12 protein-coding genes and 1 tRNA gene are annotated in these 15,123 nt (G+C 41.2%); 3 read left to right on the top strand and 10 right to left on the bottom strand.

Features of this window, described 5'->3' with window-relative positions; all coding sequences use genetic code 11:
- Positions 1 to 26 precede the first annotated feature (26 nt).
- The 5 genes from L3V77_RS01915 to L3V77_RS01895 all read right to left on the bottom strand — a co-directional run bounded on the left by L3V77_RS01915 (position 27) and on the right by L3V77_RS01895 (position 3,494).
- Positions 27 to 767 carry a helix-turn-helix domain-containing protein gene (locus L3V77_RS01915; protein WP_275135488.1) on the bottom strand — a complete coding sequence of 247 codons (741 nt, stop codon included), beginning with the start codon at positions 765 to 767 and terminating at the stop codon, positions 27 to 29.
- Positions 768 to 1,071: 304 nt separating this feature from the next.
- The gene (locus L3V77_RS01910) at positions 1,072 to 1,500 is read right to left on the bottom strand and encodes a GNAT family N-acetyltransferase (protein WP_275135487.1); all 429 of its coding nucleotides are present in this window, start codon (positions 1,498 to 1,500) and stop codon (positions 1,072 to 1,074) included.
- A 294-nt stretch (positions 1,501 to 1,794) separates the two neighbouring features.
- Entirely contained in the window at positions 1,795 to 2,151 is a 357-nt protein-coding gene (locus L3V77_RS01905; RefSeq protein WP_275135486.1) for a DsrE family protein, read from the bottom strand.
- A 155-nt stretch (positions 2,152 to 2,306) separates the two neighbouring features.
- Positions 2,307 to 2,391 (bottom strand) — tRNA-Leu (locus L3V77_RS01900).
- Positions 2,392 to 2,558: 167 nt separating this feature from the next.
- Complete coding sequence (locus tag L3V77_RS01895) at positions 2,559 to 3,494, bottom strand: LysR family transcriptional regulator (protein WP_275135485.1); 936 nt, start codon at positions 3,492 to 3,494, stop codon at positions 2,559 to 2,561.
- A gap of 204 nt (positions 3,495 to 3,698) precedes the next feature.
- Between L3V77_RS01895 and L3V77_RS01890 the strand changes: the two genes are divergently transcribed.
- Positions 3,699 to 4,175 carry an RDD family protein gene (locus L3V77_RS01890; RefSeq protein ID WP_275135484.1) on the top strand — a complete coding sequence of 159 codons (477 nt, stop codon included), beginning with the start codon at positions 3,699 to 3,701 and terminating at the stop codon, positions 4,173 to 4,175.
- A 64-nt stretch (positions 4,176 to 4,239) separates the two neighbouring features.
- Here L3V77_RS01890 and L3V77_RS01885 read toward each other — a convergent pair whose 3' ends face one another.
- The 5 genes from L3V77_RS01885 to L3V77_RS01865 form a co-directional block, all read right to left on the bottom strand.
- The gene (locus tag L3V77_RS01885) at positions 4,240 to 4,959 is read right to left on the bottom strand and encodes an SDR family oxidoreductase (protein ID WP_275136673.1); all 720 of its coding nucleotides are present in this window, start codon (positions 4,957 to 4,959) and stop codon (positions 4,240 to 4,242) included.
- Entirely contained in the window at positions 4,949 to 6,517 is a 1,569-nt protein-coding gene (locus L3V77_RS01880; RefSeq protein WP_275135483.1) for a CoA-transferase, read from the bottom strand. Before L3V77_RS01880 ends, L3V77_RS01885 begins: the two co-directional genes overlap by 11 nt.
- A gap of 299 nt (positions 6,518 to 6,816) precedes the next feature.
- Positions 6,817 to 9,918 carry an efflux RND transporter permease subunit gene (locus tag L3V77_RS01875; protein ID WP_275135482.1) on the bottom strand — a complete coding sequence of 1,034 codons (3,102 nt, stop codon included), beginning with the start codon at positions 9,916 to 9,918 and terminating at the stop codon, positions 6,817 to 6,819.
- Positions 9,915 to 11,240, bottom strand: coding sequence for an HlyD family efflux transporter periplasmic adaptor subunit (locus L3V77_RS01870; protein ID WP_275135481.1), 1,326 nt, complete (start codon positions 11,238 to 11,240; stop codon positions 9,915 to 9,917). The genes L3V77_RS01875 and L3V77_RS01870 overlap by 4 nt, the downstream gene beginning before the upstream one ends.
- On the bottom strand, positions 11,230 to 11,892 hold the full coding sequence (locus L3V77_RS01865) for a TetR/AcrR family transcriptional regulator (RefSeq protein WP_275135480.1): 663 nt from the start codon (positions 11,890 to 11,892) through the stop codon (positions 11,230 to 11,232). Before L3V77_RS01865 ends, L3V77_RS01870 begins: the two co-directional genes overlap by 11 nt.
- 480 nt (positions 11,893 to 12,372) lie before the next feature.
- On the opposite strand from L3V77_RS01865, the gene leuA reads away from it, so the two are divergent.
- Together leuA and leuB are read left to right on the top strand one after the other, a co-directional pair.
- The gene (gene leuA / locus L3V77_RS01860; protein ID WP_275135479.1) at positions 12,373 to 13,926 is read left to right on the top strand and encodes a 2-isopropylmalate synthase; all 1,554 of its coding nucleotides are present in this window, start codon (positions 12,373 to 12,375) and stop codon (positions 13,924 to 13,926) included.
- Positions 13,927 to 13,968: 42 nt separating this feature from the next.
- Positions 13,969 to 15,057 carry a 3-isopropylmalate dehydrogenase gene (gene leuB, locus L3V77_RS01855; protein WP_275135478.1) on the top strand — a complete coding sequence of 363 codons (1,089 nt, stop codon included), beginning with the start codon at positions 13,969 to 13,971 and terminating at the stop codon, positions 15,055 to 15,057.
- Positions 15,058 to 15,123 lie beyond the last annotated feature (66 nt).

Raw genomic sequence — 15,123 nt, 5'->3', positions numbered from 1 at the left:
ACCAGATACTTTAAGTATTGTATAAATCAGACATCAAATTTACGGTAATATTCTTCCGGTGTGTATCCTGTAATTTTGCGAAATGAACGAATAAAGTGTGATTGGTCAGTATAAGAATCCAAATAGTGTTGTTTGAATGACTGCTGTAATCGTAAGACTTTAAGAAAGTCATGAGGAGAAAAACCTGTCGATTTTTTGAGTACACGTTGTAGTTGACGAGGTGACATTTGCACCGAATTGGCCATGCCAGCCACCGTCTGTATAGAGTCTATCCTTGACAATATCGTCTCTGTTACAGAGTTTGCTGCGACTTGTTTTTCATCGATAAGTTGATCGACTAATTTTGACAGAACGGACTGTTTGGCGGAAAAATTTAGTTCAGTAAGTTCGTTACTTATACCAATCAACGGTAAATCACCTAAGTATGGCGTCCCGACAAAACTATCGGAGGTTTCATTCAGGTTACCTTGCCACACGCCAGGAAAGAATTGAATACCAACATAATGAAACTCTTTGCCTAGGTTAAGTTCTTCGTAAATAGTACGAAGCGCTGTAACACCAGCTACTCGAGTATCTCTCTGATTGAACAGAATATTCACACAAGCATCAGGCAAGGCATGAAGGCAAAAATCACTCGGTAATTTTATATCTGTCTTTAATTCCCAAAAACTATGTACTAACTTAGCAAGAACCCTTGGTGGCTTTGCTTCCTTATAACTTACTGATTGTACTACTTTCTCTATCCCGTCTTGTATTGGGTCATACATATATAAGCCTTATAACCGTTAATCGAATATTATCATCCACTATCTAAATAAAGGTTATAAGGCTTTTTGTAAAGAAATTAATACCATTAAGAATATAAAAGAGTGGACCTGAACCGCTATGCCTTTCGGCAACGGATTTTGAATCCTAGAGGAAGGCTTTGTTGTGTCGATAAATACTAGCATATTGTTGAATTTAGTTAGCTACTGACACACACAGAAAAATCAACCCAAAACTAATTTTTAGAAATAATAATATTAAATCTGGTGGCTGAAATATATTGACCACTACACGTATTACAATAATCTACGGTAATTTGTTTAATACCTTTTGATAAAATATTTTATCTGTGCCGTTTTTTGGATAATTAATAAATCTACCAACCTCTAGAAAACCCATTCTTTCATAAAAGCGGGGGGCTTGGAATGAATACGTATCCAAGTTAATATAACAGACACCTAACTTTTTGGCTTCATCTTCAGCTAGCTTAATAAGTTTTTTACCAATGCCTGATGACCTATTTGATTCCTCTACCCAAAAGTAATCAATTAACATATTAGAATAGATAATCTTTCCCGCTAAACCACCAATAATTTTATCTTCATCATTTTTTAGAAAACACCCAAATGTATTTTCTTCAAAATTAGGAAAAAAAACCTCATTGAAATCCACTAAACCATTATAAAGACAATTGATATCGTCTTTTTTAGGATTATGCGTAAACGTCATATTCATTATAATTACCATTAATTAATTACTTAATCGTTAATAAGACAAAGTAAATTCTGGTTCAAGCTTAGGGGCAAAGCCTACAAGAACGTACTACTTATTGCTACGGGCTTTCCTACACACGGCTGATAGGTCGATATCAAGCCTGCGCCCCAAACCTATCTATACTTTCTTACGGGTAATAAAACTGATGTAGCGAAGCAGGAAGCGTTTATTGCTTGTTTTACGAATTAAGCACAGATTTAATACACTGAATCTAAGGAATAGACAGAAACAAAGACCGCTACAATGATAATACCTCTAAAAACTGATGGTTTTATCGGCCATCATTACCCACTGAGCTAAATCATCCATCGTGGCAAATTCACAGCCTTCAATAACATTAAGCTCAGATAAACCACGAGCCTGAATACAAGAGCCACAAAACTTCACTTGGCTATTTTGCGCAATCACTATCTCCAGCATTTGTTGAATGTTATAGCCTTCATTCGGAGATTGCTTAGGTAAAATAGCAGTCACGGCATCAGACAACAAAAATATACTCACCTTAACGGGTTCCCCTCCTTGTTCATTTAGTTGTATGGCAAGACGCAAAGCATTAAAAAGCTTTTCAGAACCATAGGGAGCATCGTTAACAATAATTAGAACATGTTGCATAGAGTAGAACCTTCTACCAAAAGACGGAGAGGAAAAGAATAACATTGTTATAAAAATGAAAGGGTTAAAAGGATCACGTTATAAATGCTAAGTTTTATAATTACTCTAGATACAACAAAGCCCCGACTTTCGTCGAGGCTTTGTTGTTTTAATAATGGTACCGGTGGGCGGACTTGAACCGCCACGCCTTTCGGCAACGGATTTTGAATCCGTCGTGTATACCAATTTCACCACACCGGCATCGTAAGGCTATTGCCCTTTGATGCTTGGCATTATACGGATGAAACTAAGGGGTGCAAGAGGAAATTCCTTAGTTGTGAGTTAGTTGTTGAATAATTAGCCATGTAGTCATCGGTTCTCGTTCCATAAGCTCAGTTTCCTCAGAAAGTAACGTTTACCCATTTGATTCAAATATCGGAAACACAACGAGGAGTGAGCTTAATGATCAATTCTCGTAACCATTTATGACTGGGGTCATTTTCAAAATGTCGGTGCCACAATAAAAAATACCCACCCGAGTCCAACTTTACAGGAATAGGTTTAACAATAAGATTAGCATCCATATTAAGTACTTTTACCGAAGACTCTGGATAACACATCAACAGATCACTCTGCTCGCACAATTTAACGGCACTTGGCACATCTGACATGTTAACAGCATTGTCTAGCTGCCGATTTTCAGATAACAGTATTTCCTTTAACAACCATCCACTAATACCACCAATAGTCACCTGCAGATGACGGTACTTCAGAAAAGTGTCAATGTTCCAATCTTCGTTTAGGGCTGGATGTCCTTTTCTCATGAGGCAAACGGAATGATCTCGTACTAATTCGATATAATTCAGCTCTTCAGGAATAGCACTAACATGGGATTTGGCCCGTTCATCCCACTCAAAAATTGCGATTCCAAAGTCTATTTCTCGCCTCAATAAACACACAAGGCTGTCTTCATTCCAAGTTCGGCTAGTAATACTAATGCTCGGAGCTTGTTTGAGTAAACTAGGCATAAAATACGGGTAGGCAACCGTATAGGCCGTTTCTACCAAATCGATATTGAACCTACGCCTGCTTTTATTTGGTTCAAACGTTGAAGGAATGGTGAGTTGATCTATTTGCTTAAGTACTTCATGGATGTTTGGCGCAAGAGATAACGCTTTGGGCGTTGGTGTCATCTCCCTCGACGTACGCTCAAACAACGGGTCATCAAATGCTTCACGTAATTTTGCCAGTTGCTTACTCACCGCTGATTGACTTAGACATAGACGATCAGCCGCTGCCGTAACATTTCGCTCTTCGAGCAAGACAGCCATTACTCGCAACAAATTCACATCAAAATCTTTCACATATGCTCCACTAACGACTGAGTTAATCCAACTTATTTTATAAGGATACTAACTGTTTTCAATCAAATTGAGCAATCGGCTTCATTTATGCTCGTTTAATTGACCTATATCGGAATTGAAAATGAACATTCTGCCGATAAGCTCTCTTTTCAAATACTCGACAAGTCTATATGCTGTTTCAAAAATCAAATCAGAATAACTAAAATGAAAACAAATCAATCCTTACCCCCAGCAGGCGTCATTCGACGTTTAGCCGCTCTTTTGTATGATGGTATTATCGTTCTTGCTATTGAAATGTTTGCTGCAGGATTGATTATTGCCATTTTGGAAGCTTGTGTGGCTTTAGGCGTGATGACTTACGGCTCATACCAAGATCCGGGTGAATTATTAAGTTCACACCCTATCTGGAGCCATGTCTTCACCCTTTATTTAGGTGTTATTTGGATTGGCTTCTTTGTCTATTTTTGGACAAAGGCAGGGCAGACCGTTGGCATGCGAACGTGGAAATTGCGAGTTCAAAATTTTGATGGGAGCCTAATCTCCCGTACTCAAGCACTTATTCGAATTGGCACTTCTGGTTTTGGTCTCGCGAATCTTTTGGTCCCTTTTGATCTTAAAAAACGGGGTTTTCATGATATTTGGGCAAAAACCGAGGTCGTAGTTTTACCAAAGGTATTCTAATAAGCGTAATAGAATAAAAAGCGATCATTTAATCAAAGGGTAAATGATCGCTCAAAGGGTGATTTTATAAGACTAAGCCACCATCAATCTTTAGTACCTGACCGGTGATAAACTGGCTCTTACTTGATGCTAGAAATGCGACACCATCAGCAATATCTTGCGCGGTTCCCATTCTTCCTAAAGGCGTCTTTTTCTGCATAAACTCAATGACCTTTTCTGGTAACTCATTGGTCATCTCGGTGGAAATAAAGCCCGGCGCAACGCAGTTTACCCTGATTTGAGCGCCTTTTCTTGCTAGCTCTTTCGCCCAGCCTTTGCTCATGCTTATTACGCCACCTTTTGAAGCCGCATAATTACTTTGACCTATGTTTCCGTCGGTTCCAACGATTGACGAAATATTAATAATACTCCCGGAGCCCTGCTCTAACATTAATTTTGATACCTGTTGAGTGAGGATAAAAACAGCCTTTAGGTTGATATCGAGCACTTTATCCCAATCGCTAGACAACATATCGCCAAGCATTGCATCTCTGGTGATGCCTGCATTATTGACGAGCACGTCGACGCCATGGAACCTCTCTTTTATATCTATTACTGAATTGGCGACTGCAATTTGATCACAAAGATCGAGTTGATAACAATAAAGCGCTTCACTTTTTTGCCAATCTATCACCGCCATATCAATGGCAATCACAAAAAAACCATCTTTTATCAACTGCTGGCTAATCGTTTTTCCAATCCCTCGGGCTGCCCCCGTTACAATCGCGACTTTTTTATCCATTATCATTATTCATCCTTAAATCAAAGTGAGTTTGGAAAATAGTTTTATCCATTTTGGTTAGGTTGGAAGCGATCTTGGGTTTAAATTCCATCTGTGATAGAACATCTTTTTCTAAGTCTATGCCCGGCGCAATTTCTATCAACTCCATTCCTGTTGCCTCTAATTTAAACACCGCCCGTTCTGTAATATACAATACCGTTTTGTGACTTAATTGGGCTTGCTTCGCGCAAAAAGTAATCTGTTCCACCTGAGACAAAAACTTGGTATTTTCACCCTCAGAAAGAATGTTCAGTTGGCCATCTTTACACTCAATTTCCAACCCTTTTGCAGTAAATGTTCCGCAAAAATAGACCTGTTTGGCATTCTGAGTGATGTTAATGAAACCACCACAGCCGGCTATTTTGTCACCAAATCGAGAGACATTAATGTCTCCTTTTTTATCGCACTGAGCTAAACCAAGGAATGCCTGATCTATCCCACCACCATCATAAAAATCAAACATTTGATCTTGGCTGATAATTGCCTGAGGATACGACGAAGCGCCAAAATCTAACCCTCCAGCAGGATTGCCACCAACTGCACCAGGTTCAACGGTCAATACAAACTGATCGAGTACGCCAGACTCACTGGCTACGGCTGCAATATATTCAGGCACGCCAATACCTAAATTAAGGATAGAGCCTCGTTTCAGTTCCATTGCTGCTCGACGAGCAATTACTGTTTTTGCATCCAATTTCATAGGTGATACTTTAATTGTCTCCTTAGGCTCAGTATATTCTCCAACAAACGCAGGATTCATCTGAGTTGCAAAGGTTTGCATGTGCTCTGTCAAATCGTGACATTGAACGATTGCATCAACAAATATACCGGGGATCTTTACAGCATGAGGAGATAACTCTCCCGCTTTAACAACGTGCTTAACCTGCACAATAACTTTGCCTCCACTATTTTTCGCCGCCTGTGCCGCCGCGAGGCTTTCTACAATTAGACACTCATCTTCCATAGTGATGTTGCCATTTTCGTCTGCTGTTGTTCCGCGTAATATGGCAATGTCTATTGGTAACTTATGATAAAAAAGGTGCTCTTCACCTTGCAGCTCAATAAGCTCTACCCAGTCATCCTTGGTAATTTTATTGATCTTTCCACCTTCAACTCTAGGATCAACAAATGTGCCAAGCCCCACTTTACTAATCGTGCCTAACTTGCCAGCAGCGGTGTCCCTAAGAAGGTGTGAAATAATCCCTTGAGGTAGGTTGTAACCTTGAATGCGCTCAGATACGGCAAGTTCTTGCAGTTTGGGAACCAAGCCCCAATGACCACCGATCACTGTCGATACCATCCCCGCTTTCGCCAAATGATTCATAGCCCGACCTTTTCCATCTCCCTGCCCAGCGGCGAAAATTAAGGTTAGATTTTTCGGTGTGTTAAAAGAGTCAAACCTTTCTCCAATCGCCCTTTCTATTGCCTCAGGAACAACACTACCTATAAAACCGCCTAGCATTATTGCCTGTTCATCTTCTATCCATTCCGCGGCTTGCTTTGCTGTTAGTTGAATTACCACAATTCACCATCCTTGTTTAACCTATAGGATAGTGATTGTTAGGGATAAGTTAAATTGCAGATATAGAAAGAGACAATTTCAAAAATGAAATAATTGAATCGTTATTTATAGAATGAGAAAACGGAAGATTTTGTACGCCTGAAATTCCCCTTTCGTCCAGTGTCGATCGGTTAGAATGATTTACATTCGTCATCCTCACGAGAATCGGAATCGAATACCACCTAAATTCCCATTTTTACGGGAATTTAGGAATACTTTTCTTAGCAGGACCACATTACGTTTTTGCGAGGATAATGACGCTAAATTTCTTTGTGTTTACGGATAAAGCCCCAGTCAGCCAATATGGAGTAGGCTGCAGGAATCATAAACAATACCAACAATGTAGAGGCAAAAATTCCGAATACGATCGAGATAACAAGCGGTTGTATGACTTGAGCTTGCAAACTTGTCTCGGTAAGCAGCGGTAACAATCCCGCCGCTGTGGTCATAGAGGTTAAAAATACGGCCCTAAATCTTTCTCTGCTCGCCTTCACGACCGAATCATGCACGCTGTCTCCCTCATCGACATGATGTCGTATATATTGAACAAGCAATATAGAATCATTGACCACGATACCTGCTAATGAAACAAAGCCCATCATACTTGGCATACTAAGAGCGTGCCCTAAAAGGAAGTGCCCCCAAACCACGCCAATAAAGGCAAGGGGTATCGCAAGCATCACTACGAAAGGTTCTAGGTAGCTACGAAATTGATAACTAAGGATGACAAAGACACCAAAGAGACCAAGCAAGAAACCTTTACCCATCGATGCGGCGGTTTTAGCCGAATCTTTAGATTGGCCTTCAAAGTCAAATCGCAAACCGGGATATTTTATCTTCAATTTCGACGCTTGCTCTGTCTGGAATTGAGAAATTATCGATGCCGAGCTGACTTTCGAGTTATCAACATCGCCATAAACACTTATTGTCCTGAGCCCATCGATTCGCTGGATACGCACATAGTTTCTCTGAAAGTCTAACGTTGCCACTGTACCAAGAGGCAGTTGGCTACCATCGGCCATTATGATGGGGAAATTAGCTAATTGCTGTAAGTCACCGGCTTGAACTTTATCTAAACGCACCTCAATTGAGATATTTTCGACGCCAATTTGAATCTCATCTGCCGTCTGACCAAAGAACGCCGATCTAAGTTGATTAGCAATAATCTGCCCGTTTACACCATAGGTTTCTGCGCCGGGACGAAGCTTGATCAATACTTCTTCCTTCCCCATACGCATATCGTCTAGAACGCCGTAAACACCGTAAAACTCATTCAGGTATTCTTGTATATCAATAGAGGCCGCTTTCAACTCATCAAGGTTGTCGTGTTTAACGCGGATTTCTATATCTCGACCACCCGGCCCCATTGTTGGTTGCTTAAAGACCAACGAAATAGGCTCCGCTAGTTCACCGATATCTTCGCGCCATGCATCGACAAAATCATCGATCACAGTATTGCGAATCTCTGCCCCCAAAAGGTCTAGGCGTACTGTCGCTATATGAGGCCCAGACTCATCGGCATCCTGATTGGCATTGAATTGGCTGGTAATGTGCTGAACAAGTGGCACACCATCTTCCATTTCCTCTGTCCACTTGGTATTCAGTCGTTTTGCAGACTCAATCAGTTTATCTACAACAATTTCTGTTTGGCTAAGTGATGATCCTGGAGGTAAAATAATTCTCGCTTCAGCAATATCACCATCTAGATCTGGAAACGGGACAAACTTAACCGCGCCTCCGACAATAAGCGCAACGGAGGCAAGCAACATAGTGAACACACCGCCAATAAAGGCATAGCGGTACTTTACAACCTTATCAACGGCACGAATAAGTGTGGTATTGCGGAAATGTTCAAATCGTTCCAACAGTACTCGTTTAAATTTGACTGGTTGGCGTTCTTTTTTCGCTTTATGCAAAGAGTGAGAAAGATGATTAGGCAGGATTAAAAACGCTTCAACTAGACTTAATGACAGCACAAGAATAAGAACCTGCGGGACGGCTTTAAGTACCGCACCCATTTCACCATCAAGAAACAGTAAACTTCCAAAGATACAGACCGTTGTTAAGAATGAAGAAATGACACCGGGTAATACTTTTTTAACGCCATTCACAACGGCATCATCTATTTTTTGCCCTCGATCGAGATGCGAAGCGATGGATTCTGCGATGACAATGGCATCATCCATCATGATACCTATTGCCATTAAAAGCCCAACCAAAGACATAATATTGATGGACAAGCCCAACTGAGCCATTAAGAATAAGCCACCCAAAAAAGCGACGGGCAAACCAGCGGCGACCCAAAAAGAGTACCGAAAGCTGAAGAACAGCCACATGGTTGCAAACACCAAGACGATCCCCTGCCAACCATTACGTAGCATCATGGTTAGACGATCCCATAACACTGAAGACAGATCATTTGTCAGCTCTAGAGTAACGCCATCTGGCGCAACTAAACGCATATCATCAACGAAACGGACGACGTTATCTTTAATTCTTAAGGCATCATCTTCTTTGTTTTTGCTTATTTTTAGCACCGCCGATGGATGACCGTCAAACAGCACTTTCTGTTCGTCTAATTCAAACCGATCCGTGATAGTCGCTATATCCCTCAAACGAACAATCGAACCATTAGGACCAGAGCCAATAACAATCGTATTTAACTCTTCAGGCGTCACCCGCCTTTCATCAAATCGAATCAAAAAATTCTTGTCTGGGGTCTCTATATTACCACTTGGCAGTTTAATATTTTGTTTGCCTATCTGCGTTGCAATATCCCCAACACTAAGCCCAAGTTGACGAATGGCTTGAGTATTTAGTTCAACTCTATATTGATGATCTGAGAAGCCACTTACGTCAACCAAAGAGACATCATAATCAAGCTTCATAATGCGCTTTAATTCTTCCGCATAAGCCTTAAGCTCAGGCCACGAAGTATCAGCGGTAATAGCGACATCAACAACGGGTTCATTCCAATCGAGTTCTTGTACAACTGGGGACTCAATTTCTGACGGGAAGTCATTTATTGAGTCGATTTGAGTCTGCACATCCACCAGCATTCTACTGATATCGGCCTTTTCATTTAGCTTTATTACCAGTCTTGCAGAGCCTTCGACCGCTTCACAGCGAGTCTCTTCGATATTCGCGAGACCATCAACGGCATCTTCCATACGAATACAGATGCTCTCTTCAACTTCTTGCGGTGACGCTCCTGGATACACAACACCAGCCATAATATAAGGGGGACTAAATTCGGGGAAGGTTTCTCGTTTAATGGTTGAAAGTGATGTTATACCCAATATAAGTAAGGACAACATCAATAGATTCGATGCTGTTGGATGCTTAGTAAAGAAACGGATCATGCCGCATCCTCCTCATTTGGTACTGGCTGTGCATCTTCGATTTTGAGCAGCATTCCTTGTAGAGCCGGTAATAAATCATTTAATACCAACCTCTCTCCGTGTTCTAATTCACCATCAATCACTACCTGGTTATCTCGACGATACAAAACGGAGACAGGTCGGATATCTAACTTATTGTCCACATCCATGATATACACGCTGTCACCATGAAGCGCACGCTCAGGTATAACCCAACTGGGGTTTTCTTGACCAATGAGTTCAGCACTAACGAACATACCATTCACTAGTGGCGGTATATTGCTCGCGTTTAACGTTGAATAATCTTGCTCGATTTCTAAAATAACCCCAGCTGTCGCCTGAGTAGCATCCACCGTTTCACTTATACGAGCGACTTTTGCTGACCAACGTGCGGTCAAACTACCACTAGACAACTCAATCCAAGAGGTAATGCCACTCATGTCTGGTTGTGAAACGCCTGAATCATTGTTTATGAAATAGGCCAAACTAGAGGCAATCAATTGCAAATCATGAATAGACAACTGTGCTTCCACTTCCATCGTATTAGTACCATGTGCTGTCACCATCGTTTGTTGAAGGTTCACAACTTGATTGTCTTCAATATCGACCTCGGCAATACGAAGGTCTTGCGGTAATACAATCGAGGTTTTCTCTAATGAGCGTTTTGCCTCTGTTACCTTAGATTCATTTACTTTTACCTGAGCTTGAGACACTTTTCTTTCATCGGGATAGAGAGACAACTGATTTTGCATATCCTGTACCAGTTTTTGCTGGGACAGATAGGTTTGGTTTTGCTGATCAACATCAGATTGGGAAGTAAGCCCTCTTTTTTTTAGATTAAGCTTTCTATCCAGTTCATTTTGACTGATTGAAAGTCGGTTTTTCTCTATCTTCACTGTTCCTTTTAGATTTTTTTCTTCTTGATTAAGCTTGGCTAATTGCGTTTTACTGGAACTTAGATCGGCTTCTGCTTGGGCAAGTTTCAATTCATAATCTAGTGGGTCGATTCGCAATACCTCTGTTCCTGCTTGAAGAATACGACCTTTTTCTAACTCAGGATTTCTGTAAACAACCTTACCCGTAACCTCAGCAATCGCTTTCCACTCAAACTTAGGCGCAACCTTTCCAAAACCGATTGCAATTGGTGCCATCGCCTTTAGCTCTAAAGGCATCACTTTAACTAATCGCGCTCTATCCCCAGCGGGTTTGACAGAGAGATCCGGCTTCATTTTGATCGCAGTAAACAGAATAACAATACCAATAGCCAAAACTGGAAAGAAAAGAAGTTTGCGATTAATGTTCATTATTTTCCCCAAGAGAAATTTGATGTTCTGGTGACAAAAAACCATGTGTTAAGGTTTTTATATTATGTTCTAAAAGTTGTTCAAGAAACGACGAGTTTAGCTCTACACCATGAAACTCCAGCATGGCGCGAGGGGCGATAAAAGGAAATACCATCATACTAATAAAAGTAACACGACACAGTTTTGGGTCGACGCCTTCTCTGAGGACACCTTCTTCCAAAAGACGATTAAACATCGTTTCTTGTGCCGGTTTTGTCACCTCTTTGAATATTTTTTCAATTAGTCTGCGCTGCATATCCGATTCAGACATATTCATTATCTGGGCTATCAAGCGAGGAAATTCAGGTGTATTAACCATAGTTTGATAATAAGCCCGCATTAAACCAATTAAACTCTCTTGACTAGAAGATTTAACCATCGCCTTCATCTGCTGATTAATCGGCTCCATAGTTTCACGGATTACCGTTTCGAATAAACCTTGCTTATTACCGAAATAATAACGAATCATGGCAATATTTACGCCGGCACTGTCTGCCACCAATCGAGTAGATACCTTCTCATACGGCATCACCATATAGAGCTCTCGAGCATGACTAATCAATTTCTCTCGCGCCTGAGTGCTCTCGCTAGGCCTACCCGCTTTCCGTGACATAATTATGCTCCAATTAATCAACTGATTAATTATAGTTGTCTTTGGCCTTAAGATGGTACTCGTTTAATTCATCAATATTTGTTTATTCGATTAATTAATAACGCATTTCCTTGTAGAATCGTGGCGTGGGTATGCAGCACTTTAAAAACAAGAATGATTTATGGTATTTTCACTCATGTATAATTTTGAATAAAAACCCAACATATGACTTGACGCAAGTCATCTAGTGCGGTACTAATTGAAACATAAATTTGTGGATATCATTTACTTTTGGAAAAGAATATAAAATGACATTTAATTTTTCGACACTCCTCAACCTCCTCCTTATCGTGAAACAATCGCGCGGGTAGGCAGTGGACGAAAAACACCACATAGATTTCTAAAAGCCCGCTAACAAGCGGGCTTTTTTATAACTAAATAAAACTCAACAGACAGTTAACAGAGACAAATGGTTAACATAGACACGAAAAGGAAGCAGGTATGAACGATCAAGTCATTATATTCGACACCACATTGCGTGATGGCGAACAAGCACTTTCAGCAAGCTTAACGGTAAAAGAGAAGTTGCAGATCGCCTATGCCCTCGAACGTCTCGGTGTCGATGTAATAGAAGCAGGGTTTCCTGTTTCCTCGCCTGGTGACTTTAAATCTGTGCAAACCATTGCTAAAAACATCAAAGGTAGTCGTATCTGTGCACTGTCAAGGGCGGTAGCCAAGGATATTGATGTTGCAGCTGAATCCTTAAAAGTGGCAGAAGCATTTCGAATCCATACGTTTATTTCTACCTCAACGATTCATGTAAAAGACAAATTACGCCGCGATTATGATGATGTCGTGGAGATGGGCGTTCAAGCAGTAAAACGCGCTCGGAACTATACCGATGATGTGGAATTTTCTTGCGAAGATGCAGGGCGTACGCCTATCGATAATCTATGTCGTATGGTTGAAGCTGCAATCAATGCTGGCGCAACAACTGTCAATATTCCGGATACTGTCGGATACACCGTACCGAGTGAATTTGGTCGCATTATCGAACAACTTTTCAACCGTGTACCTAATATCGATAAGGCGGTTATCTCTGTTCACTGCCACGACGATTTGGGCATGTCGGTCGCAAACTCCATTACTGCCGTTCAGGCAGGCGCTCGTCAGGTTGAAGGTACTATTAATGGTATTGGTGAACGTGCAGGTAATTGCTCGCTAGAAGAAATAGCGATGATAATCAAAACCCGTTCAGATTTGATGGGGGTTCACACGGGTCTAAAACACGATGAGATACACCGCACGAGCCGCCTTGTTAGTCAGCTATGTAATATGCCGATTCAAGATAACAAAGCGATTGTCGGTGCTAACGCATTTAGTCACTCCTCTGGTATCCATCAAGATGGCGTATTGAAAAACAAAAATACCTACGAGATTATGACGCCTGAATCTATTGGGCTTAAAAACAAAGCGTTGAACTTGACCAGTCGTAGTGGCAGAGCAGCAGTTAAAAGTCATATGGATGACATGGGCTACAAAGAAGAGTCATACAATCTTGATGCGCTTTATGATGACTTCTTAAAACTCGCGGATCGTAAAGGCCAAATCTTCGATTATGACCTAGAAGCATTAATGCATTTTGCTAATCTTCGTGATGAAGATGACTTCTACAAATTGAACTACTTGAGCGTACAATCGGGTAGCGTAATGGCAACCACTTCAATCAAATTACAATGTGGCGATAAAGAGCAATGTGAGGCTGCTGTAGGTAACGGCCCAGTCGATGCTCTTTATCAATGTATCTATCGCTTAACTGGATATGAAATAGTGTTGGATAAGTTCGATCTCACTGCAAAAGGTGAAGGCGAAGATGGCCTTGGTCAAGCTGACATTATTGCTAATTATAAAGGCTGTAAATACCACGGAACAGGTCTAGCCACCGATATCGTAGAGGCTTCAGGCCAAGCACTATTGCATGTCATCAACAGCATTCATCGTGCGGATCAGGTTGCCGAGATTAAGCAGTCGAAAAAAAATACACAAACCGTTTGATAATACCGATTACAATTTAACATACACAGGAAAAACATGACCATGGCAGGCAAAGAATACAAAATAGCCGTTTTACCGGGAGACGGCATTGGCCCGGAAGTAATGCAGCAAGCACATAAAGTATTAGACGCTATAGAGAAGAAGCACGGAATCAGTTTCTCTAAAGAAGAACACGATGTAGGTGGTATCGCTATCGATAATCACGGCTGCCCGTTACCTGAAAGCACGGTTAAAGGTTGTGAAGCAGCCGATGCGGTTCTATTTGGCTCGGTAGGTGGTCCAAAATGGGAACATCTTCCGCCAAATGACCAACCAGAACGCGGTGCTTTGCTTCCATTGCGTAAGCACTTCCAATTATTTTGTAACCTTCGTCCAGCCCAAATTCACGCAGGGTTAGAGTCTTTTTCACCACTGCGTGCCGATATTTCAGAAAAGGGATTTGATATCGTCGTTGTGCGTGAACTAACGGGTGGTATTTACTTTGGCCAACCGAAAGGTCGTGAAGGCGAAGGACCAAATGAGAAAGCATTTGATACCGAAATTTATCATCGATATGAAATAGAGCGTATTGCTAAAATTGCTTTCGAATCTGCTCGTTTACGCAACAAAAAAGTATGCTCTGTCGATAAAGCCAACGTTCTACAAAGTTCTATTTTGTGGCGTGAAGTTGTTGAAGGTATCGCTAAAGACTACCCAGATGTTGAGCTATCTCACATCTACATCGATAACGCGACAATGCAGCTCATTAAAGATCCGTCTCAGTTTGACGTGATGCTTTGTTCGAACATTTTCGGAGACATTATCTCTGACGAATGCGCCATGATTACTGGTTCTATGGGTATGCTTCCGTCAGCAAGCTTAAATGAAAGCAATTTTGGCCTGTACGAACCAGCTGGCGGATCCGCCCCTGATATTGCAGGCAAAAACATAGCAAACCCTGTTGCTCAAATCCTCTCTGCTGCTTTAATGCTTCGCTACAGCTTAGGTGAAGAGCAAGCGGCACAAGATATCGAAACGGCAGTATCTAGAGCGTTAGAAGCCGGAGAGCTCACTGGAGACCTTGCTAGTGACAAGCCCGCTCTATCTACATCTGAAATGGGCGATAAAATCGCTGGTTACATTTTTCGATAATAGCATTTGTGCTAGTAGCATTTTTGCGAATAAAAACAGTTACATGAATAAAAACGTTTAACTCAA

This window comes from Vibrio sp. DW001 (assembly GCF_029016285.1).
GTDB lineage: Bacteria > Pseudomonadota > Gammaproteobacteria > Enterobacterales > Vibrionaceae > Vibrio.
This window is presented reverse-complemented; position numbering and strand designations above follow the sequence as displayed.

Coding starts and splice junctions, on each gene's coding strand:
- L3V77_RS01915 (WP_275135488.1), bottom strand. CDS start 767: ATGTATGACCCAATACAAGACGGGATAGAGAAAGTAGTACAATCAGTA.
- leuB (WP_275135478.1), top strand. CDS start 13,969: ATGGCAGGCAAAGAATACAAAATAGCCGTTTTACCGGGAGACGGCATT.
- L3V77_RS01865 (WP_275135480.1), bottom strand. CDS start 11,892: ATGTCACGGAAAGCGGGTAGGCCTAGCGAGAGCACTCAGGCGCGAGAG.
- leuA (WP_275135479.1), top strand. CDS start 12,373: ATGAACGATCAAGTCATTATATTCGACACCACATTGCGTGATGGCGAA.
- L3V77_RS01905 (WP_275135486.1), bottom strand. CDS start 2,151: ATGCAACATGTTCTAATTATTGTTAACGATGCTCCCTATGGTTCTGAA.
- L3V77_RS01910 (WP_275135487.1), bottom strand. CDS start 1,500: ATGAATATGACGTTTACGCATAATCCTAAAAAAGACGATATCAATTGT.
- L3V77_RS01870 (WP_275135481.1), bottom strand. CDS start 11,240: ATGAACATTAATCGCAAACTTCTTTTCTTTCCAGTTTTGGCTATTGGT.
- L3V77_RS01890 (WP_275135484.1), top strand. CDS start 3,699: ATGAAAACAAATCAATCCTTACCCCCAGCAGGCGTCATTCGACGTTTA.
- L3V77_RS01875 (WP_275135482.1), bottom strand. CDS start 9,918: ATGATCCGTTTCTTTACTAAGCATCCAACAGCATCGAATCTATTGATG.